Consider the following 19,488-nt stretch of genomic DNA (forward strand, 5'->3'; position numbering starts at 1 on the left):
GGAGGCGGGATACGACCTTCCGTGCCCCTTTTCCGGCACGGCGGGGTCTCCTGGGACAGCGTGGAGCCGAAGGAGCGATGCGGTGAACACCGAGCGACCCGACGACGTGAGCGAGCCGGCGGACGTCCCCGAGGGTGGGGGCGGCGCCGTGCCGCGACGGCGTTCCCCGGTGGTGGTCGCCTCGGTCGCGGCCGCGGTCCTGCTGGTCGGGGGCGGCGGGGCGTATCTGGCCACGACCCTGGCCGGCGGGGCGGGCGGCTCCTCCGCACCGGGTGGTGACGGCGCTCCCCCGCCGCTGGCCCTCGACGGCCGTGGCGGGGTCGGCTCGCCGGGCATCGCGGTGGGCGAGCCCAACCCGTACGGCACGACGTACCGCGCGGCGGGCAAGCTGCCCGGCGGACCCGGGTCGGCGCCCGTGTACTGGGCGAAGGGCGAGGTGACGCGCGACGAGGTGGCCCGGCTCGCCGAGGCGCTGGACGTGAGCGGCACGCCGCAGCGGGCCGGGGACTCCTGGACGGTGGGCGGCGGCAAGGACGGGGCGCAGCCGCTGCTGCGGGTGGCCGGGCAGGCACCGGGGATGTGGACGTTCAGCCGGTACGGACCCGGGTCCGACAACCTGTGCCGGGGCACCAAGGTGTGCGCCTTCGCACAGGGCTCCGCCGAGGGCTCCTCGTCCGTGGTGAGCGAGGCCGTGGCGAAGCGGGCCGCCGCTCCGGTGCTGAAGGCGCTGGGCCAGGACGACGCCAAGCTAGACGCGCACCAGGTCCTGGGCTCCCTGCGGGTGGTGAACGCCGATCCGCAGGTCGGCGGGCTGCCCACGCACGGCTGGTCGACCGGTGTCCAGGTGGCCGCCGACGGCCGCGTGGTGGGCGGCAGCGGCAATCTGAAGGCGCCGGTCAAGGGGGCGGTGTATCCCGTGCTCGACGCGAAGCGGACGCTGGAGCTGATGAACGGCGCGCCCTCGTACGGCCGCAAGGGCATCGGCGGCTGCGCCAGTCCGGTACCGGTGAAGGAGCGGGACGAGAAGCCGTGCGGGGCGTCCACCGCGGCGCCGAAACGGGCGTCGGCGACGGTGGAGGGCGCGGTGTTCGGGCTGGCCCGGCACTCCGTGAACGGCCAGGCGGTGCTGGTGCCGTCGTGGCTGTTCGAGGTACGGCCGACCGGGGACGGGGACGGCCTCACGGTGACGTATCCCGCGATCGACCCGCAGTATCTGACCACTCCGCAGCCGCCGGGGCAGCCGAGCCGGACGCCGTCCCCGGGTACGAGTGCTCCGGGCGGGACGCCGTCCCCGGCACCCGCGAAGCATGACGTGAAGGTGATGGGCTACACCGCCGACGGCCGGGACCTCACCATCGCCTACGAGGGCGGGGTGTGCGCCGACTACGCGGCGTCCGTGAGCGAGGGCTCGGACAAGGTGACGGTGACCGTGACCGAGACGCCCTGGCGGGGCAAGGTCTGCATCATGATCGCCAAGGTCTACCACCAGACGCTGCACCTCAAGGCGCCGCTGGGTGACCGCCAGGTGGTCGCTTCGGACGGCACTCCGATTCCGAAGGCGACGGTGCCCGCCGACGGGGCGGGGCCTCCGCTCGCGCGGTAGGAGGCTCCGCGGACGGACGAAGGCGGCGCCCCCGGGTGGGGGACGCCGCCTTTCCTTGTACGCCTACCGGTGGGCGCTGCTCAGCTGAAGGAGTCGCCGCAGGCGCAGGAGCCCGTCGCGTTCGGGTTGTCGATGGTGAAGCCCTGCTTCTCGATGGTGTCGACGAAGTCGATGGTCGCGCCGCCCAGGTACGGGGCGCTCATGCGGTCGGTGACGACCTTGACCCCGCCGAAGTCCTTCTCCACGTCGCCGTCGAGCGAGCGCTCGTCGAAGAAGAGCTGGTAGCGCAGGCCGGAGCAGCCGCCGGGCTGGACCGCGACGCGCAGCGCCAGGTCGTCACGGCCTTCCTGGTCGAGCAGGGCCTTGACCTTGGCCGCGGCGGCGTCGGTCAGGATGATGCCGTCGGTGACGGTGGTGGTCTCGTCCTGTACGGACATCTACATCTCTCCCGGGTTGTACGGAGACTGCTTGCCGACGAGTGCAACCGGCGTGGCCGCGGATTCATTCCGGGCCTGCGCGCGTCTTTTCGCGTCTCGCTTCTTCCTCATGCTCGCACACACGCCGGAACACGCACACCGGCCTGTGGAGGGACGGCGGTGGGCGGGCCGGGATTCACGTCACATCGACGCTATCGCCATCGTCAAAGTGACATGAAGCGGTTATGATAGATAGCGTCAATTCGACGAAAAGGCTTGTCCCGCATGTCCCGCCGGCCCACCTGAAGGGCCGGCGAGCCGCAGAACAGAAAGGGTGCGTGTCGTGACCACCGCCCAGACCCAGGAGCTCGACGTACAGCCGACGCCCCTCGCCCTCCTGCTCCTCGGCCGTGAGGCCGACCCGAAGAGCGAGCGGGGCGTCGAGTGTCCCGGCGAGCTTCCCTCGCCGTCCGACCCGGACCTGGTCGAGCGCGCCCGCGCTGCCAAGGAGAAGCTGGGCGACAAGGTGTTCGTGCTCGGGCACCACTACCAGCGCGACGAGGTCATCCAGTTCGCGGACGTCACGGGCGACTCCTTCAAGCTGGCCCGGGACGCCGCGGCCCGGCCGGAGGCCGAGTACATCGTCTTCTGCGGTGTGCACTTCATGGCGGAGTCGGCGGACATCCTGACGTCCGACCACCAGAAGGTGGTCCTGCCCGACCTCGCGGCCGGCTGCTCCATGGCCGACATGGCGACGGCCGAGCAGGTCGCCGAGTGCTGGGACGTGCTGACCGAGGCGGGGATCGCCGAGCAGGTCGTGCCGGTGTCGTACATGAACTCGTCCGCGGACATCAAGGCGTTCACGGGCAAGCACGGCGGCACGATCTGCACGTCGTCGAACGCGAAGCGAGCACTCGAGTGGGCGTTCCAGCAGGGTGAGAAGGTCCTGTTCCTGCCGGACCAGCACCTGGGCCGCAACACCGCGGTGCGCGACATGGGCATGTCCCTGGACGACTGCGTCGTCTACAACCCGCACCGGCCGAACGGCGGCCTGACCGCCGAGCAGCTGCGCGCCGCGAAGATGATCCTCTGGCGGGGCCACTGCTCGGTGCACGGCCGCTTCAACCTGGACTCGGTGAACGACGTGCGGGAGCGGATCCCCGGCGTGAACGTGCTGGTGCACCCCGAGTGCCGGCACGAGGTGGTGTCGGCGGCGGACCACGTGGGTTCGACCGAGTACATCATCAAGACGCTGGAAGCGGCCCCGGCGGGCTCGAAGTGGGCCATCGGCACGGAGCTCAACCTGGTCCGTCGCCTGGCGAACCGTTTCGCGCCGGAGGGCAAGGAGATCGTCTTCCTCGACCGCACGGTGTGCTTCTGCTCCACGATGAACCGCATCGACCTGCCGCACCTGGTGTGGGCGCTGGAGTCCCTGGCCGAGGGGAACCTGGTCAACCGCATCGAGGTGGACAAGGAGACGGAGGCGTTCGCGAAGCTGGCGCTGGAGCGGATGCTGGCGCTGCCGTAACTCTCTCCCTGCCGCCGATGGGGGCGCCCTGCGGGTGCCGCCCCCTCGGCGGCAGCACCCGCCGCGCCGGGTGCCCCCGACTCCTCCCGCTTGATCATCGGGCTTTCGCGGTACACGCCTTCGCACATCCCGGTGACGCCGCAACCGCTGTGCCCGTCCCGTTCGACGAAGCTGGTGGGATTGCCACCACCGAACGCGTACCGCTTGCTCGGTGAACCTCTGCCAGATTCGTCGGACAGCGGCCGGCGAACTCAGCCTCAGCGCCGAAAGCCAGGCGCGGAGGGGCCCCGGCCCAACGGCTGAACATGCTGCGGGCAGTTCACCGCGGTCTACTCCGGTACATGACGATCGCCCCAGGAACCCTGGCGGCGATCGCCGTTCACGTTGCCTGCCGGATCAATTGCCGATCAGTCGATGCGGTCGCTCAGGCCCAGCGGAGGCTCCAGGCATGCGCAGGCCCCTGAGCCGCCGCGCGTCGTGGGTCAGCACGGGCACGGCGGCCAGGGGCCTCGCCTTACTGCGGTTCCGGCTCAGTCGGCCCGGTCAGTCGCCGAACATCCCGGCGTAGGGATCCGGCTCGCCGGTCCATGGGTCCAGACCTTGCCGCAGGAGACGCTTCTCCTCCCGCTCGTTCAGGAAAGTGGCAGGCTGCTTCCCCCACAGGGACAGTCCACCCAGCGGACACTCGTCGAAGTCCGCCCGGAGCATCCGCGAAAGGAACTCGACCATCCCGCAGTCGTAACGGCTCCACAGGTTGTCGTCCCTGTTGCGCACCAGGACCGGCCAGGTGTCAGGATCGTCGCCAGAGGCGTCCCAACACAGGATGTCGGAGCTGGCATCGGCCCCCCAGGCGATCAGCTCAGGGGTCGCCGCCGCCAACTCGGGTGACCTCTCCTCGCCGCGTGCCCAGGCAGCCTCGGCATTAGCGGTCTCGTGGACCATGCCATCGCCCTCGGTCGCCAGTCGTTCCTCTTTGGCTTCGGGAGCCAGGACAACCAGATAGTTCTCGATCGAACCGGCCCCGTAAGCCTCAATGAACTGTTTGTAGTCGGACGGGAACTCCTTGCCCCACGACTCACGCATTCGACCCCAGTCGGCCGACGTATCACTCTCGGCCATGGGCGGCATGAGCCGCAGGGGCGTCTCCCAATCTGTCACCCCGGTCATTCCTTCCTGTTCTTCGGGCCCCGTCATGGCATCGCCCCGGTGGGAACCTGGCGACCCGTCTTCGGATCGTTGAACATTCTGAGATTCCGGCCGCCGAGGGTGTTCGACATGAAAACACCGTCAATGGTGAGCCCCGGAGTTCCGTCCTCGAAGGTGCCGTAGGCGCTGATACGGAACCCGGTCGGCACAGTCCTGCGGCCGCCACGTCAACGGATCCGGAGCCACAGCCGGCTGCGTCTCCGTGCCGCGCGCCACGATGGACCGGACCATGTCCTGGATCACACCCGGCAACCACCCCCGGATCGCCATCGGATGGCCGGCATGCGGCGGCAGGACGGGGTCAGCTTCCCCGTCAGCCGCGCACCCCGACTCGCCGTGATCCGCAGAGCATCCGCCGGCGCGGCCGAATCGAGCAGCTCCGCTCCAGTTGATCGGCCAGGTGGAGGAGCGGTTCCCGATCCCACGGACAGGTGATCCTCCGATGTCCCGGTCTCCGGGTCAGTCCGTCCTCGGACGTACCAGCCCCGACTCGTACGCGATGACGACGAGCTGTGCCCGGTCGCGGGCGCCCAGTTTTGCCATGGCTCGGTTGACGTGTGTCTTCACCGTCAGCGGGCTGACCTCCAGGCGCTCGGCGATCTCGTCGTTGGAGTGACCGCCGGCGACCTGGACGAGCACCTCGCGCTCCCGGACGGTGAGGGTGCCGAGCCGGTCGGAGTGGGCCGGGTCGCGGCCGTCGTCGTCGCCCTGGGCGAGGAACCGGGCGATGAGCCCCTTGGTGGCGGCGGGCGACAGCAGTGCCTCGCCGCCGTGCGCGACGCGGATGGCGTTCAGCAGGTCCTCCGGCTCGGAGCCCTTGCCGAGGAAGCCGGACGCACCGGCGCGCAGCGACTGCACGACGTAGTCGTCGACCTCGAAGGTCGTCAGTATGACCACCCGGACATGGGCGAGGGCCGGATCGGCGCTGATCAGGCGGGTGGCGGCGAGACCGTCCGTGCCGGGCATGCGGATGTCCATGAGGACGACGTCGGCGGCGCGCTCCTCGGCCAGCCGTACCGCCTCCGCGCCGTCGGACGCCTCGCCCACCACCTCCATGTCCGGCTCGGAGTCGACGAGCACGCGAAAGGCGCTGCGGAGCAGCGCCTGGTCGTCGGCGAGCAGGACACGGATGGTCATACGGGCGCTCCCTGGGCGGCGGTCACACGGTCTCCCCGGCTGAGGTCGTCGTGGGGTTCTCGACCGGCAGGATCGCATGGACCCGGAAGCCGCCTCCGTAGCGGGGACCGGTGGTGAGGGAGCCGCCGACGGCGGTGACGCGCTCCCGCATGCCGAGCAGGCCGTGGCCGCCGTGGCCGTCGTCGTCGCCGGGTGCGGTGTCCTCGCCCGGGCCGTCGTCGAGGACCGTGATCTCCACGTCCGGTCCCACGCGGACGACGCTGACCTCTGCCTTGGCGGCGGGCCCGGCGTGCTTGCGCACGTTGGTGAGTGCCTCCTGGATGACGCGGTACGCGGCCAGGTCCACGGCGGCGGGCAGGGACGTGCCGTCGTCGGCGCGGGCGACCTCCACGGGGAGCCCTGCGCTGCGGAAGGTGTCGGCGAGCTCGTCGAGGCGGGCGAGGCCGGGGGCGGGTTCGGTGGGGGCCTCGGGGTCGCCGGACTGGCGGAGCAGGCCGACGGTGGCGCGGAGTTCGTTGAGTGCGGAGCGGCTGGCCTCGCGGACGTGGGCGAGGGCTTCCTTGGCCTGGTCGGGTCGCTTGTCCATGACGTGGGCGGCGACTCCGGCCTGCACGTTGACCAGGGCGATGTGGTGGGCGACGACGTCGTGCAGGTCGCGGGCGATGCGCAGCCGCTCCTCGGCGACCCGGCGGCGGGCCTCCTCCTCACGGGTGCGCTCCGCACGCTCGGCGCGCTCCTTGATCGCCTGCACGAAGGCGCGGCGGCTGCGCACGGCGTCGCCGGCGGCCGCAGCCATGCCGGTCCAGGCGAACAGGCCGAGGTTCTCCTGGGCGTACCACGGCAGGGGGCCCGCGAGCATGGCGGCGCCGGTGAGCACGGTCATGGTCAGCAGGCCGACGCGCCAGGTGGTGGGGCGGTCGGTGGTGGAGGCGACGGTGTAGAGGGCGACGACGGCGGACATCGCGACGGGGGCGCGGGGGTCGGCGGTGACCAGCTCCACGAGGGAGAGGGCGACGGTGACGGCGAGGACGGCCATGGGGCGCCGCCTGCGGAGGACCAGCGCTGCCGCGCCGAGCACCATGAGGGCGAGGCTGAGGGCGTCGGGGGTGTGGGCGCCCCAGGTGGCGCCTTCGCCGTGGGGGTCGGCGAAGGAGGTGGCCAGCATGGCGACCAGCACGCCGAGGGCCAGGACTGCGTCGAGGGCGAGGGGATGGGCGCGGATCCGGCACCGGGTGCGTTCCAGGGTGCTCACGGCTTCACGGTACGGGGCGCCCGCGGCGGGCGGAACCAGGGTCGAGTGTCCCGGCGGTGCACCTACCGTCCGGGGGCTGCCGCCCCCAGACCCCCGCCATCGGCCTTACGGCCTCGTCCTGGTCAGCCCGGGATCAGCCCGTCCCCGCTCAGCATCTCGCGGACCTCCTCCAGGCTCGCGTCCGGCGACGGCAGGATCAGCTCCGACGGTTCCAGGGAGTCGTCCGGAAGCGGAGCGCCCAGACGGCGGACCTCCTCGAGCAGCGCCGTCAGGGTGCGGCGGAAGCCGGCCTCGTCGCCGTGCTCCATTTCCGCGAGGAGCTCGTCGTCCAGCTTGTTCAGCTCGGTGACGTGGGTGTCGTCCAGGCGTACCTGCCCCTCACCCATGATCCGCACGATCATGTCGCCTCCTCGGGCGCGAGACCGGCTACTGCTTGTCGAAGCGCGGGGTGTCCTGCGGCTGGGACTGGTTCTGACCCTGTCCGGTGCCGCCCTCGATCGCCTGGCGCTGGTCGGACGAGCCTCCCGCCAGCTCCGCCTTCATGCGCTGCAGCTCCAGCTCCACGTCCGTGCCGCCGGAGAGCCGGTCCAGTTCGGCCTGGATGTCGTCCTTGGCCATGCCGGAGGGGTCGTCCAGGGCGCCGGAGGCCAGCAGCTCGTCGATCGCGCCGGCGCGGGCCTGGAGCTGGGCCGTCTTGTCCTCGGCGCGCTGGATCGCGAGGCCGACGTCGCCCATCTCCTCGGAGATGCCGGAGAACGCCTCGCCGATCCGGGTCTGTGCCTGGGCCGCCGTGTACGTCGCCTTGATGGTCTCCTTCTTGGTGCGGAAGGCGTCCACCTTCGCCTGCAGCCGCTGGGCCGCCAGCGTGAGCTTCTCCTCCTCGCCCTGCAGCGTCTGATGCTGGGACTCCAGGTCCGTCACCTGCTGCTGGAGCGCGGCCCGCCGGGACAGCGCCTCGCGGGCGAGGTCCTCGCGGCCGAGCGCGAGCGCCTTGCGGCCCTGGTCCTCCAGCTTCGACGACTGCTGCTGGAGCTGGTTGAGCTGGAGCTCCAGGCGCTTGCGCGAGGTGGCCACGTCGGCCACGCCGCGGCGCACCTTCTGCAGCAGCTCCAGCTGCTTCTGGTACGAGTAATCGAGGGTCTCGCGCGGGTCCTCGGCCCGGTCAAGGGCCTTGTTCGCCTTCGCGCGGAAGATCATCCCCATACGCTTCATGACACCGCTCATGGGCTTCGCGCGCCCCCTTCTGACCGACTCCGGCTCACAGTCCTGCGACAGAACCCACAGTACGGGCCCTGCATCCATTACCGCACTGTTCGGGAACGGATGCGGTCATCCCCAAGGACGACTGCGTACGGTCCCGCTCCGGCGTAGGGAGTAGGTGTCCCCCGGGCTTGCGTACGGGGAGACGCCGGGATTCCCTCAGCCATCCTGTGGAAGAACGTCGGCGGTCTTCCTTTTACGGCCGCTCTGTCCCCCTGGAGACGAGCGGTGTTGCCGGATCGTTCCCCACGGGGCTGGGGTCCACGCGGGGGCACCCCGTACCCTTGGGTTTTGTGTTCCGTAGCCGTGCCAAGGAAGAGAAGGCCCCGACCGCCGACAAGGCGCCGGTGACCGACTCCAAGCAGCCCCGTGACCCGCAGGCCCCGAAGGGCAGGCCCACGCCCAAGCGCAGTGAGGCCCAGTCCCAACGGCGCAGCGTCGCCAACACCTCGATGACGCGCAAGGACGCCGCCAAGCGGCAGCGCGAGGAGCGGCGCGCCGCGCTGGAGAGGCAGCGCCAGGCGCTGGCCGGCGGGGACGAGCGGTATCTGCCGGCTCGGGACAAGGGCCCGGTCCGCAAGTTCGCGCGCGACCACGTCGACTCCCGGCTCAATGTGGCGGAGTTCTTCCTGCCCATGGCCGTGGTCATCCTCGTGCTGAGTGTGGTGCGGGTGGGCGCGCTTCAGTCGATCGCGCTGCTGCTGTGGCTGATCGTGATCCTGGGGATCGTCGTCGACTCCGTGTTCTCCGCCTTCCGGCTGCGCAAGCGGCTCAACGAGCGCTTCCCCGGCCAGAACAAGCGGGGCGCGGTCGCCTACGCACTGATGCGCTCCCTCCAGATGCGTCGGCTTCGGCTGCCGAAGCCGCAGGTCAAGCGCGGAGAGCGGCCCTGAGCACGACGTCTTTCTCGGGGGGTGCGGCGGACGCCTGGCTGAGCAAGCTGGGGGGGCTGCGTGATGTCGTACGCCAGGAGCTGGTGGCCCGGCAGCTGGACGAGCAGATAGCCGGGCGGTTCCCGGTCGGGCAGCGGCTGCGGGTGCTCGACGTGGGCATGGGCCAGGGGACGCAGGCGCTGCGCCTGGCTCGGGCGGGGCACCAGGTGACCGGGCTCGAGCGCGACGAGAAGATGATCGCCGTCGCCCGTGAGGCCCTGTCGGGTGAGCCGGAGGGCATCCGGGAGCGGATGCGGATCATCGAGGGTGACGGCCGGGACACGGGCGTGCACTTCCTGCCGGGCAGCTTCGACGTGGTGCTGTGCCACGGGGTGCTGATGTACGTCGAGGAGCCGGACGCCCTGCTGGCGGGGATGGCCCGCATGCTGGCGCCCGGTGGGCTGCTCTCCCTGCTGGTGCGGAACGGGGACGCGCTGGCGATGCGGCCGGGCCTGTCCGGTGACTGGGCGGGCGCGCTGGCCGCGTTCGGCACCGTGTCCTACACCAACCGGCTCGGCCTGGAGGTGCGCGCGGACCGGCTGGCGGCGTTGACCGCGACGCTGGCGGGGATCGGAGCACCGCTGCACGCCTGGTACGGGGTGCGGGTCTTCACCGACACGGCGGCGGACGACGCGGCGATCCCCGCCGATGTCGAGGCGCTGCTGGCGGTGGAGGAGCGGGCCGGCCGGACGGACCCGTACCGCGGGGTCGCCGCGTTGCTGCATCTGTGCGGCGTGCGCGGCTGAGAGGCTTGCGGCCGATCCCGTTCGGGTGACCACCGGGGGCAGGGCCGTCGGCCCTTGGTGACACTCGGGGCATGGACGCTTCCCGTACCCGTGTCCCGTACCGGCTGTGCGCCCCGCTCCTCGTCTGCTGTCTGGTCCTGCTCGGCGGCTGCACCGGCGGCTCCGGGTCCGCGGCCCGGACGGAGGACACGGCGAGCGCACGGGCGGCCCCGACCACGACGGGGGACGACCTGCAGAGCGAGTACCAGCGGGTCGTCAAGGACGTCCTGCCGTCCGTCGTGCAGATCCGGACGGGCAACGCCCTGGGATCCGGCGTGGTCTACGACGGCAAGGGGCACATCGTCACCAACGCCCATGTGATCGGGCGCGACCGGACGTTCGAGGTGACCACCGCCAACAGCGAGCAGCCCCTGACCGCCCGGTTGGTCTCCTCGTACCCGGAGCAGGACCTCGCCGTCATCCGGCTGGACAAGGTGCCGCGCGGGCTGAAGGCGGCCGCCTTCGGGGACTCGGCCAAGGTCGAGGTGGGGCAGATCGTGCTCGCCATGGGCTCCCCGCTCGGGCTCGCGTCGAGCGTGACACAGGGGATCGTGTCGGCGACCGGACGGACCGTCAGCGAGGGTGGCGACGGGGGTACGGGCGCCACCATCGCGAACATGGTGCAGACCTCGGCCGCGATCAACCCGGGCAACAGCGGGGGCGCGCTGGTCAACCTCGGCAGCCAGGTCATCGGCATTCCCACGCTCGCCGCGACCGACCCGGAGCTCGGGGGCGGCGCGGCGCCCGGCATCGGCTTCGCGATCCCGGCGTCCCTGGTGAAGACGGTCGCCGACCAGATCATCAGGACCGGGCACGTCACCGAATCGGGACGCGCGGCCCTCGAGATCTCGGCCCGCACGGTGGTGAACGACAGCTACCAGCCGGCCGGGGTCGCGGTGGTCGACGTCAAGAGCGGGGGCGCGGCCGACAGGGCGGGGCTCAGGGCCGGCGACATCATCACCGGACTCGGTGACACGCGCATCACCACGGTGACGTCCCTCGCGGAGGCGCTCGCCGGTGACAAGCCGGGGCAGCGGACGACGGTGACGTTCCTGCGGGACGGTCACCGGAAGACGGTGGACGTCACCCTGGGCGAGCAGTAGGAGATGGGCGAGGGCCGGGCCCCCGCCCCGCGCCGGTGGACTACTCCTCGGCGTGCAGGCTCATCGGCCCGTAGATCTCCGTGCCGTCCTCGAACAGCCGCACCTGGTCGGCGCCTCCGGCGAGCAGTTCCTTCCAGTGCTCCCCGATCCAGGACTCCGCGTCCCCTTGCGTGGTGAACTCCTCGGGCGCGACCGCGGGCTGGACCTCCGTCCCGTCGGCCTTCTCGAACCGCCACGTCCATGCCAGCATGTACGCCTCCACGATGTGAGCACCTGCGAACCAGGGGCCGGATCTTGGTCCGGCTCGTGATCCGAGCGTAGCCGGACGCGCAAGACCTGCGGCGACCCTGGAAAATCGGGTCCGTGGAACTCACTCTGCTCGGTACCGGTGCCCCGCTCGGACTCCCCCGTCCCGACTGTCCCTGCGCCGCCTGCGCGCGGGCGCTGGGGCCCGAGGCGCGGGCGGCGACCTCCTTGCTCGTGGACGGGGCGCTGCTGCTCGACCTGACGCCGGGCGCGGCGTTCGCGGCCGCGCGTGCCGGGCAGTCGCTGGCGGGCGTACGGCAGGTGCTGCTCACCCATCCGCACGACGGTCCCCCGGTGGAGGTCCCGGCGGGGCTGCCGCAGCCCGGGCGGGTGCCGGACGGGCGGGAGTTGGCGCTGCTGACCGGGCACCGGGTGCGGGCGCTCGCGATGGACGCGCCGGGCACGGGGTACGCGGTGACCGGCCCGGACGGGATGCGGCTGCTGTATCTGCCGCCGGGCGCGGCGCCCGCGGGGCTCGTGGGGCGGCGGAGCCGTACGACATGGTGGTCGCCGATGTCGTCGGGCGGCCGGACGCGCTGGCGAAGCTGCGGGCGGTGGGGGCGCTCGGGCCGACCACGGACGTCGTCGCCGCCCACCTGGACCATGACGTACCGCCGGGCGCGGAGCTGGCGCGGCGGCTCGCGGCGGCGGGGGCGCGGGCGGTGCCGGACGGCACGGTGCTGCCCGTCGGCGCCTATGAGGACGTACCGGACGTGCCGCGGCGCACCCTCGTGCTGGGCGGGGCCCGGTCGGGCAAGTCGGTGGAGGCGGAGCGGCGTCTGGAGGCGTTTCCTGACGTGCTGTACGTGGCGACGGGCGGGACGCGGGGCGGGGACACGGAGTGGGCGGCGCGGGTGGCCGCGCACCGTGAGCGGCGGCCCGGCTCCTGGCGCACCGCCGAGACCTGCGACCTCGTACCGCTCCTGAAGGAGGACGGGCCGCCGCTGCTGATCGACTGTCTGTCGCTGTGGCTGACGGACGCGATGGACGGGGTGAACGCGTGGGACGACGCCGAGTGGGCGGCCGGCGGCGAGCGGGCGCTGCGGGCCCGGGTGGAGGAACTGGCGGCGGCGGTCCGTGAGACGCGGCGGACGGTCGTCGCCGTCTCGAACGAGGTGGGTTCCGGCATCGTCCCGGCGACCGCGTCCGGCCGCCGCTACCGCGACGAACTCGGCCGTCTGAACACGGCGTTCGCGGCGGAGTGCGAGCATGTGCTGCTGGTGGTGGCCGGTCAGGCGCTGGCGCTGCGCGGATGACGGCCGGAGAGGTGGCCTTCACGGCACACCCTGATCGCGGGTGGCGCCCTGGCGTTCGATCTCTGCCGGTACTGTTCGGCGAATGAGCTCGCTTAATCTCGACGACTTCACCGATCTGATCGAGCGCCCCGACGGCGGGGTGCGCCGCGACGCGGAGGCGCGCCGGGAGCGTCAGATCGTGCCGCCCGGGGCACTGGGGCGCCTGGACGACCTGGGTGAGTGGCTGGCGGCGGCGCAGTCCGCCGTGCCGGTGCGGCCGATCGAGCGGCCGCGCGCGGTGCTGTTCGCGGGCGACCACGGGGTCGCCTCGCTCGGCGTGTCGGCGCGGCCGGCGGGCGGCGCCGACCAGCTCGTGCGCGCGGTCCTGGAGGGCGCCAGCCCGGCGTCGATCCTGGCGCGGCAGCTGAACGTGCCCGTGCGGGTGGTGGACATGGCGCTGGACTGCGACCCCGAGGGGCTTCCGCAGGACGTCGTACGGCACCGGGTGCGGCGCGGCAGCGGACGCATCGACGTGGAGGACGCGCTGACGCTTCAGGAGGCGGAGGCGGCGTTCCGGGCGGGGGTCGCGGTCGCGGACGAGGAGGCGGACGCCGGGACGGACCTGGTCGTCCTCGGTGATGTGAGCGTCGGTGGGACGACGCCGGCGGCGGTGCTGATCGCCGCGCTGTGCGGGACCGACGCCTCCGTGGTGACCGGGCGCGGGGGTCTGGCGATCGACGACCTGGCGTGGATGCGCAAGTGTGCGGCGATCCGGGACGCGCTGCGGCGGGCGCGGCCCGTGCTCGGGGACCAGTTGCAGCTGCTGGCGACGGTGGGCGGTGCCGATCTCGCCGCGATGACCGGCTTCCTGCTGCAGTGTGCGGTGCGCAAGACGCCGGTGATCCTGGACGGGGTGGTGTCGGCGGCGTGCGCGCTGGTGGCGCAGCGGGTCGCGTTCCGCGCGCCGGACTGGTGGCTGGCGGGCCAGAACAGCGGGGAGCCGGCCCAGGCCAAGGCCCTGGACCGGATGGCTATGGAACCGCTGCTCGACCACGGCGTGACGGTCGGTGAGGGAGCCGGGGCCCTGCTGGCGCTGCCCCTGGTGCAGGCCGCCGCCGCGCTGGCCGCGGAGCTCCCGGAGAAGCCCGGGGAGGCCGAGGAAGACAAGGAGTGAACTGGCCGATTTCTGCCTTGAACCGCTCCCCCACCCATCCCCCAGTGCCCCATATCATCGCCCTTCATGGGAGATGCCCGATTTAGTGCGGAACGGGAACGCTCGGTTCGGCCGGGGGGCGGGGGGCGGGCCTCCCGGCGGGCCGCCGCGTTCGCCGTCTGGTACCTGCGTGCCGTCACCTTCGTCAACTTCCTCTCCGCCGTCTGGGTCTCCTTCGGGCAGGACGTGCGACGGCACAACCAGGAGAACCTGTTCACGCCGTACCTGCTGACCGCGGGCTTCGCCTCCGGCGTGTTCACGATGTTCCTCGCCGTCACCATGCGGCGTCGCAAGCGGGCCGCGTGGATCCTCAACCTGGCGCTCAGCGGCCCGTTCCTGCTGCTGTTCGCGTTCGCCATGACCTTCCCGGAGATCCGGCAGTACGCCCAGAACTGGATCTCCCTGGTCCTCACCGCGGCCTTCGCCGGCGCGCTCCTCGTCGGCCGGCGCGAGTTCTACGCCAAGGGCGACCGGTCCAACCCGCGGCTCGCCGCCGCCGTCGCCGCCGGTGGTCTGCTCACGTCCTCGCTGCTCGCCGCGTTCCTGGTGACCGTCACCAACACCGCACCGGACGCGCACCGTTCGACCTTCCCGGAGCGCTGGCGCTACGGCACCCTGCGCCTGGTCTCGGTCACCGTGGACGACTCGCACTACCCGGGGATCGCCACCCCCAACTGGGTCAACGTCACCATCAACGTGTTCAGCACGCTGCTCGTCCTCGCCGTCCTGTACGCCGCCTTCCGCTCCCGGCGCGCCGTCGACCCGATCACCGAGGACGATGAGAAACGGCTGCGGGCACTGCTCGAACGGCACGGCGAGCGCGATTCCCTCGGGTACTTCGCACTGCGCCGTGAGAAGAGCGTCATCTGGTCGCCCACCGGCAAGGCGGCCGTCGCCTACCGCGTCCTCGGCGGCGTCTCGCTCGCCTCCGGCGACCCGCTCGGCGACCCGGAGGCCTGGCCCGGGGCCATCGAGCCCTGGCTCGCCGAGGCCCGCGCGCACGGCTGGATCCCGGCCGTGATGGGCGCGAGCGAGGAGGCAGGAACCGTCTACGCGCGGCACGGGCTGGACGCCCTGGAACTCGGCGACGAAGCCATCGTGGACGTCGGCGAGTTCACCCTCGAAGGGCGGGCCATGCGCACCGTCCGCCAGGCCTGCAACCGGGTGCGACGCGCCGGGTACACGGTCCGTATCCGGCGCCACGCGGACATCCCCGTCGACGAGATGGCGTTCCTGCTGCGGAAGGCCGACGACTGGCGCGACGGAGCCACCGAACGGGGCTTCAGCATGGCCCTGGGCAGGCTCGGCGACCCGGAGGACGGGCAGTGCGTGATGCTGGAGTGCAGGGACGGCGAGGGACGGCTGCGGGCGCTGCTGTCCTTCGTGCCGTGGGGACCGCACGGCCTGTCGCTGGACCTGATGCGGCGCGACCGGGACTCCGACAACGGCCTCATGGAGTTCACGGTCATCGAACTGCTGCGCCGCGCCCGGGAGATCGAGGTCACGCAGGTCTCACTCAACTTCGCCATGTTCCGCTCCGTCTTCGAACGTGGTGCACGGCTCGGCGCCGGACCGGTGCTCAGGCTGTGGCGTTCGCTGCTCAGCTTCTTCTCGCGCTGGTGGCAGATCGAGTCGCTGTACCGGGCCAACGCGAAGTACCGGCCCATCTGGGAACCGAGGTTCCTGCTCTTCGAGAAGAGCGCGGACCTGCTGCGCATCGGCATCGCGTCGGCGCGGGCCGAAGGGTTTCTGGGGGGCCTGGCGTCGGATTCCCGTCGTCCGCCCGGAGGGCGGGCTCCGCTGCGTCTGGTGCGTGCGATCGCAAGGCGCCGGAGCTTTCTCGGTGGGGGTCCCCCCTGCTCGAGCGAAGCCGAGAGCTTGGGGGAGGAGCCACGTGGGCGCTCCGGCAACGCGGCGAGCGTGCGTGCCAGGCGTCGCGGAGCAGGCGGGAATCCGACGCCAGGCCCCGCGGCACCGGGACTGCCCAAGTGGCTGCACCGCAAGCACCTCCAGTCGCACAGGTGAGGAGCACGGGGGAGATGACGAGGGCCGGGGAGACGTCGAGCGCCGGGGAGACGTCGAGCGCCGGGGAGTCGATGAGCGCCGGACAGATGAGGACCGCAGGATGAACGCCCTCACCCGTCTGGTCCGCGCCGAGTGGGGACCGCCGTACGTCACCGTCCGTCAGGCACTCGTCCGGCGCGCCTGGCGGGCGCTGCCGACGACGCTCACGGCCGTGTGCCTCACGTCGGTCCTGCAGTTCGTGCAGAACCAGTCGTGGGGCTTTCAGTTCGTGCAGAACATCGGGTCCGTACGGGCCGAGGAGCCGCTGTGGCTGGCCCTGCTGCGCACCCCCCTCTCCCTCTTCGTACCGGCTCTCGACCTGCCGGTGTGGGGGGCGCTGCTGCAGATACTGTTCGTCTTCGGGATCGCCGAGATCTGCCTGGGCTGGTGGCGCACCCTCGTCATCGCCTACGCGGCCACGCTGGCCGGCACCCTGTACGCGCGCGTGGGCATCGGCCTGGGCGCGCACCATCCGCTGGGGCTGCCCGCGACGGACGCGCAGGTCGTCGACACCGGGCCGTCGGCGGCGGTGATCGGGCTGGCCCTGTTCCTGTGCTGGCGGTACGGCGCGCGCGTCACCGGGAGCGTGGTGATCGCGGCGATGGTCGTGGAGGTGGTGGTGAAGGACAACCTCGCGGGCAAGGAGCACATCGCGGCGATCGGGGCGGTGGTGTTGCTGTGTTCGGTGTCGGAGCTGCGCCAACGTTCCCTGGACGCCGCGTGGTTGCGTGATACCCGGGGGTGAGGGTCCGGGGCGTGTCGGCTCGGCCAGCTACGCTGCCGCCGTGTCCAGGATCCCGCCCGCGCATGGCCTCCGTTTCGCCTTCGGCACCCTCACCGTGCTTCCCGTCAAGGTCACCCGGTGGGACCGGGGCGCCGCGCGCGGAGGCATGTTGTGCGCACCCCTCGCCGGAGTCGTCGTCGGGGGGATCGCCGGGTCGGCCGGGGCGGTGCTGGATCTGCTGGGTGCGGGAGCCCTGCTCGCCGCCGTCGGTTCGGCTGCCGTGCCCGCCGTGCTCACCCGGGGGCTGCATCTGGACGGGCTGGCCGACACCGCCGACGGGCTCGGAAGCGGCAAGCCCGCCGAGGACGCGTTGCGGATCATGAAGCAGTCCGACATCGGGCCGTTCGGTGTGATCACGCTGGTCCTCGTGCTGCTGGCGCAGGTGGCGGCGCTCGCGCAGGCGTACGGCCACTCCTTGGAGCGGGGGGTCCTCGCGGCGGTCGTCTCCGCGACGGCGGCCCGGCTGGCCCTCACCCTGGCCGCGCGCGCCGCATACCGGCCGCCCGGCCCGAGGGGCTGGGGGCCGCGGTCGCGGGCGTGGTGCCGGCGGGCGGTGCACTGGCGGTGGCCGTCGTCGTCGCCGTGGCCGCGGCAGCCGGAGGGGCGCTCCTCGGGGCGTACGACACGGCCCGTACGGCCCTCTCGGTCGTCGTCGCGGTCGCCGTCGCCGAACTGCTGCTGCGGCACTGCGTGCGCCGCTTCGGCGGGGTCACCGGTGATGTCTTCGGCGGGCTCGCCGAGACCGCCGCGACGGCGGCACTCGTCGTGCTGTCACTGGGCTGAACCGGCTGCCGCCACGCCTCAGGTCGTACCGGACGCCCCACGGGGCGGAGTTCGGGGAGTGCGTGACCGTCCCCGGCGGTGATCCCCGACGCCGGGCACCACGGAAACCCGCCACCGCGCGTAGGCTCGTGCCGGATGTTTCCCTGCCCAGGTGAAAACCGGATACGGGGCAGGGCCTAGGGTCGGTTCCCGGGCCGGCCGACCCCATCCGTTCGGCCACCTGAAACTCAATCGGAAGCGAGATTTCACCACCGTGACTGCTCTCACTCTCAGCACCGCCGCCGCGGCCGGCCTGCGCGCCGACGCGATCGTGGTCGGTGTCGCGAAGGGCGCTGAGGGCCCGGTCGTCGCACCGGGCGCCGAGGCCGTGGACCAGGCGTACGACGGCAGGCTCGCCGCCATCCTGCAGACCCTGGGCGCCTCGGGTGCCGAGGGCGAGGTGACGAAGCTGCCCGCGCCCTCCGGCTTCAAGGCCCCCGTCGTGGTGGCGGTGGGCCTCGGTGCCGAGCCGGAGAAGGACGAGGCGTTCACCGCCGAGGCGCTGCGCCGCGCCGCCGGATCCGCGGCTCGCGCGCTGAACGGCTCCAAGAAGGCCGCCTTCGCGCTGCCGATCACGGACGCCGCCGACGCCGCCGTCATCGGCGAGGGGGCGCTGCTCGGCGCGTACTCCTTCGACACGTACAAGGAGAACGGCAAGAACGGCCGGAACGCCAAGAACGGCAAGGCCCCGCTCGCCGAGGTCGCCCTGCTCGGCGGCAAGCCCCGCGACAAGGCGTACAAGGCGGCCGTGGAGCGCGCCATCGCCGTCACCGAGGAGCTCAACCGCGCCCGCGACCTGATCAACACCCCGCCGAACGACCTGAACCCGGCGGCCTTCGCGGCCCTCGCGCAGACCGCGGCCAAGGAGCACGGCATCAAGGTGCAGGTGCTCGACGAGAAGGCGCTGGCCAAGGGCGGTTACGGCGGCATCCTCGGCGTCGGCGCGGGCTCCGCCTCCGCCCCGCGCCTGGTCAAGCTGTCGTACACGCACTCCAAGGCGAGCAAGCACCTGGCCTTCGTCGGCAAGGGCATCACCTACGACTCGGGCGGCATCTCGCTGAAGCCGGCCGGCCACAACGAGACCATGAAGTGCGACATGTCCGGCGCGGCGGCGGTGTTCGCCGCGGTCGTGGCCGCCGCCCGCCTCGGTCTCGAGGTGAACGTCACCGGCTGGCTCGCCCTCGCCGAGAACATGCCGTCGGGCTCCGCGACCCGCCCCGGTGACGTGCTGCGCATGTACAGCGGCAAGACCGTCGAGGTCCTCAACACCGACGCCGAGGGCCGGCTGGTCCTCGCGGACGCGCTGTGGGCGGCCTCGGAGGAGAACCCGGACGCGATCGTGGACGTCGCCACCCTGACCGGCGCGATGATGCTGGCGCTCGGCAGCCGCACCTTCGGGATCATGGCGAACGACGACGCGTTCCGCACCGCAGTCCACGAGGCGGCCGAGGAGGTCGGCGAGGAGTCCTGGCCGATGCCGCTGCCGGAGCACCTGCGCAAGGGCATGGACTCCCCCACGGCCGACATCGCGAACATGGGCGAGCGGATGGGCGGCGGACTGGTCGCCGGGCTCTTCCTGAGGGAGTTCGTCGGCGAGGGCATCACCTGGGCCCACCTCGACATCGCGGGACCGGCCTTCAACGAGCAGGGTCCCTTCGGCTACACCCCGAAGGGCGGCACGGGCTCGGCGGTGCGCACCCTGGTCCGGCTCGCGGAGCTGGCGGCCGCCGGCGACCTGGGCTGACCGCGGCACACACCGATGAGGGCGGCCCCCTGACCGACGCGGTCAGGGGGCGCCCTCGTCGTCGCACCGGCGTTACGCCCTGGACGAAATCCGTACGG

Annotated in this window: 16 protein-coding genes and 2 pseudogenes; 11 read left to right on the forward strand and 7 right to left on the reverse strand. The window is 72.1% G+C overall.

What is annotated here, in order from left to right:
- The first annotated feature begins 82 nt into the window (after positions 1 to 82).
- Positions 83 to 1,603: a hypothetical protein gene (locus tag N8I84_RS12005; protein WP_263229511.1), complete on the forward strand. Its 1,521-nt coding sequence runs from the start codon at positions 83 to 85 to the stop codon at positions 1,601 to 1,603.
- Between the two features lie 80 nt (positions 1,604 to 1,683).
- On the opposite strand, the gene N8I84_RS12010 is transcribed toward N8I84_RS12005, so the two are convergent.
- Positions 1,684 to 2,040 carry an iron-sulfur cluster assembly accessory protein gene (locus N8I84_RS12010; RefSeq protein ID WP_055491910.1) on the reverse strand — a complete coding sequence of 119 codons (357 nt, stop codon included), beginning with the start codon at positions 2,038 to 2,040 and terminating at the stop codon, positions 1,684 to 1,686.
- Positions 2,041 to 2,362: 322 nt separating this feature from the next.
- On the opposite strand from N8I84_RS12010, the gene nadA reads away from it, so the two are divergent.
- On the forward strand, positions 2,363 to 3,547 hold the full coding sequence (gene nadA / locus N8I84_RS12015) for a quinolinate synthase NadA (protein ID WP_263229512.1): 1,185 nt from the start codon (positions 2,363 to 2,365) through the stop codon (positions 3,545 to 3,547).
- Between the two features lie 543 nt (positions 3,548 to 4,090).
- On the opposite strand, the gene N8I84_RS12020 is transcribed toward nadA, so the two are convergent.
- From N8I84_RS12020 to N8I84_RS12040, 5 genes are all read right to left on the reverse strand, one after another.
- Entirely contained in the window at positions 4,091 to 4,741 is a 651-nt protein-coding gene (locus N8I84_RS12020; protein WP_263229513.1) for an SMI1/KNR4 family protein, read from the reverse strand.
- A 471-nt stretch (positions 4,742 to 5,212) separates the two neighbouring features.
- Positions 5,213 to 5,890 (reverse strand): response regulator, encoded by a 678-nt coding sequence (locus N8I84_RS12025; protein WP_263229514.1) that lies wholly within the window; start codon positions 5,888 to 5,890, stop codon positions 5,213 to 5,215.
- Positions 5,891 to 5,912: 22 nt separating this feature from the next.
- Positions 5,913 to 7,142, reverse strand: coding sequence for a sensor histidine kinase (locus tag N8I84_RS12030; RefSeq protein WP_263229515.1), 1,230 nt, complete (start codon positions 7,140 to 7,142; stop codon positions 5,913 to 5,915).
- Between the two features lie 122 nt (positions 7,143 to 7,264).
- Positions 7,265 to 7,543, reverse strand: coding sequence for a PspA-associated protein PspAA (gene pspAA / locus N8I84_RS12035; RefSeq protein ID WP_263229516.1), 279 nt, complete (start codon positions 7,541 to 7,543; stop codon positions 7,265 to 7,267).
- A 25-nt stretch (positions 7,544 to 7,568) separates the two neighbouring features.
- The gene (locus N8I84_RS12040) at positions 7,569 to 8,366 is read right to left on the reverse strand and encodes a PspA/IM30 family protein (RefSeq protein WP_263229517.1); all 798 of its coding nucleotides are present in this window, start codon (positions 8,364 to 8,366) and stop codon (positions 7,569 to 7,571) included.
- Between the two features lie 329 nt (positions 8,367 to 8,695).
- Here N8I84_RS12040 and N8I84_RS12045 point away from each other — a divergent pair, with 329 nt between their 5' ends.
- From N8I84_RS12045 to N8I84_RS12055, 3 genes are all read left to right on the forward strand, one after another.
- The gene (locus N8I84_RS12045) at positions 8,696 to 9,295 is read left to right on the forward strand and encodes a DUF3043 domain-containing protein (RefSeq protein ID WP_263229518.1); all 600 of its coding nucleotides are present in this window, start codon (positions 8,696 to 8,698) and stop codon (positions 9,293 to 9,295) included.
- A gap of 83 nt (positions 9,296 to 9,378) precedes the next feature.
- Positions 9,379 to 10,080 carry a class I SAM-dependent methyltransferase gene (locus N8I84_RS12050; protein ID WP_263229519.1) on the forward strand — a complete coding sequence of 234 codons (702 nt, stop codon included), beginning with the start codon at positions 9,379 to 9,381 and terminating at the stop codon, positions 10,078 to 10,080.
- A 71-nt stretch (positions 10,081 to 10,151) separates the two neighbouring features.
- A complete protein-coding gene (locus N8I84_RS12055) occupies positions 10,152 to 11,222 on the forward strand; it encodes a S1C family serine protease (RefSeq protein ID WP_263229520.1) in 1,071 nt (356 codons plus the stop codon).
- 40 nt (positions 11,223 to 11,262) lie between these two features.
- Here N8I84_RS12055 and N8I84_RS12060 read toward each other — a convergent pair whose 3' ends face one another.
- Positions 11,263 to 11,472 (reverse strand): hypothetical protein, encoded by a 210-nt coding sequence (locus tag N8I84_RS12060; protein ID WP_263229521.1) that lies wholly within the window; start codon positions 11,470 to 11,472, stop codon positions 11,263 to 11,265.
- 113 nt (positions 11,473 to 11,585) lie between these two features.
- Between N8I84_RS12060 and N8I84_RS12065 the strand changes: the two are divergent.
- From N8I84_RS12065 to N8I84_RS12090, 6 genes and pseudogenes are all read left to right on the forward strand, one after another.
- A pseudogene (locus tag N8I84_RS12065) lies at positions 11,586 to 12,784 on the forward strand (bifunctional adenosylcobinamide kinase/adenosylcobinamide-phosphate guanylyltransferase).
- Between the two features lie 82 nt (positions 12,785 to 12,866).
- Positions 12,867 to 13,937: a nicotinate-nucleotide--dimethylbenzimidazole phosphoribosyltransferase gene (gene cobT, locus N8I84_RS12070; RefSeq protein WP_263229522.1), complete on the forward strand. Its 1,071-nt coding sequence runs from the start codon at positions 12,867 to 12,869 to the stop codon at positions 13,935 to 13,937.
- A 66-nt stretch (positions 13,938 to 14,003) separates the two neighbouring features.
- Positions 14,004 to 16,001 carry a phosphatidylglycerol lysyltransferase domain-containing protein gene (locus N8I84_RS12075; protein ID WP_263229523.1) on the forward strand — a complete coding sequence of 666 codons (1,998 nt, stop codon included), beginning with the start codon at positions 14,004 to 14,006 and terminating at the stop codon, positions 15,999 to 16,001.
- Between the two features lie 100 nt (positions 16,002 to 16,101).
- Positions 16,102 to 16,785 (forward strand): hypothetical protein, encoded by a 684-nt coding sequence (locus N8I84_RS12080; protein ID WP_263229524.1) that lies wholly within the window; start codon positions 16,102 to 16,104, stop codon positions 16,783 to 16,785.
- 40 nt (positions 16,786 to 16,825) lie between these two features.
- Positions 16,826 to 17,607: pseudogene (locus N8I84_RS12085) on the forward strand (adenosylcobinamide-GDP ribazoletransferase).
- A gap of 253 nt (positions 17,608 to 17,860) precedes the next feature.
- A complete protein-coding gene (locus N8I84_RS12090; protein ID WP_263229525.1) occupies positions 17,861 to 19,390 on the forward strand; it encodes a leucyl aminopeptidase in 1,530 nt (509 codons plus the stop codon).
- Positions 19,391 to 19,488 lie beyond the last annotated feature (98 nt).

This window comes from Streptomyces cynarae (assembly GCF_025642135.1).
Taxonomy (GTDB): Bacteria; Actinomycetota; Actinomycetes; order Streptomycetales; family Streptomycetaceae; genus Streptomyces; species Streptomyces cynarae.

What these genes read in the sequence shown, in the direction of transcription:
- N8I84_RS12010 (WP_055491910.1), bottom strand. Translation starts at nt 2,040, where the DNA reads ATGTCCGTACAGGACGAGACCACCACCGTCACCGACGGCATCATCCTG.
- N8I84_RS12020 (WP_263229513.1), bottom strand. Translation starts at nt 4,741, where the DNA reads ATGACGGGGCCCGAAGAACAGGAAGGAATGACCGGGGTGACAGATTGG.
- N8I84_RS12025 (WP_263229514.1), bottom strand. Translation starts at nt 5,890, where the DNA reads ATGACCATCCGTGTCCTGCTCGCCGACGACCAGGCGCTGCTCCGCAGC.
- pspAA (WP_263229516.1), bottom strand. Translation starts at nt 7,543, where the DNA reads ATGATCGTGCGGATCATGGGTGAGGGGCAGGTACGCCTGGACGACACC.
- N8I84_RS12040 (WP_263229517.1), bottom strand. Translation starts at nt 8,366, where the DNA reads ATGAGCGGTGTCATGAAGCGTATGGGGATGATCTTCCGCGCGAAGGCG.
- N8I84_RS12055 (WP_263229520.1), top strand. Translation starts at nt 10,152, where the DNA reads ATGGACGCTTCCCGTACCCGTGTCCCGTACCGGCTGTGCGCCCCGCTC.
- N8I84_RS12060 (WP_263229521.1), bottom strand. Translation starts at nt 11,472, where the DNA reads ATGCTGGCATGGACGTGGCGGTTCGAGAAGGCCGACGGGACGGAGGTC.
- cobT (WP_263229522.1), top strand. Translation starts at nt 12,867, where the DNA reads ATGAGCTCGCTTAATCTCGACGACTTCACCGATCTGATCGAGCGCCCC.
- N8I84_RS12075 (WP_263229523.1), top strand. Translation starts at nt 14,004, where the DNA reads ATGGGAGATGCCCGATTTAGTGCGGAACGGGAACGCTCGGTTCGGCCG.
- N8I84_RS12080 (WP_263229524.1), top strand. Translation starts at nt 16,102, where the DNA reads ATGAACGCCCTCACCCGTCTGGTCCGCGCCGAGTGGGGACCGCCGTAC.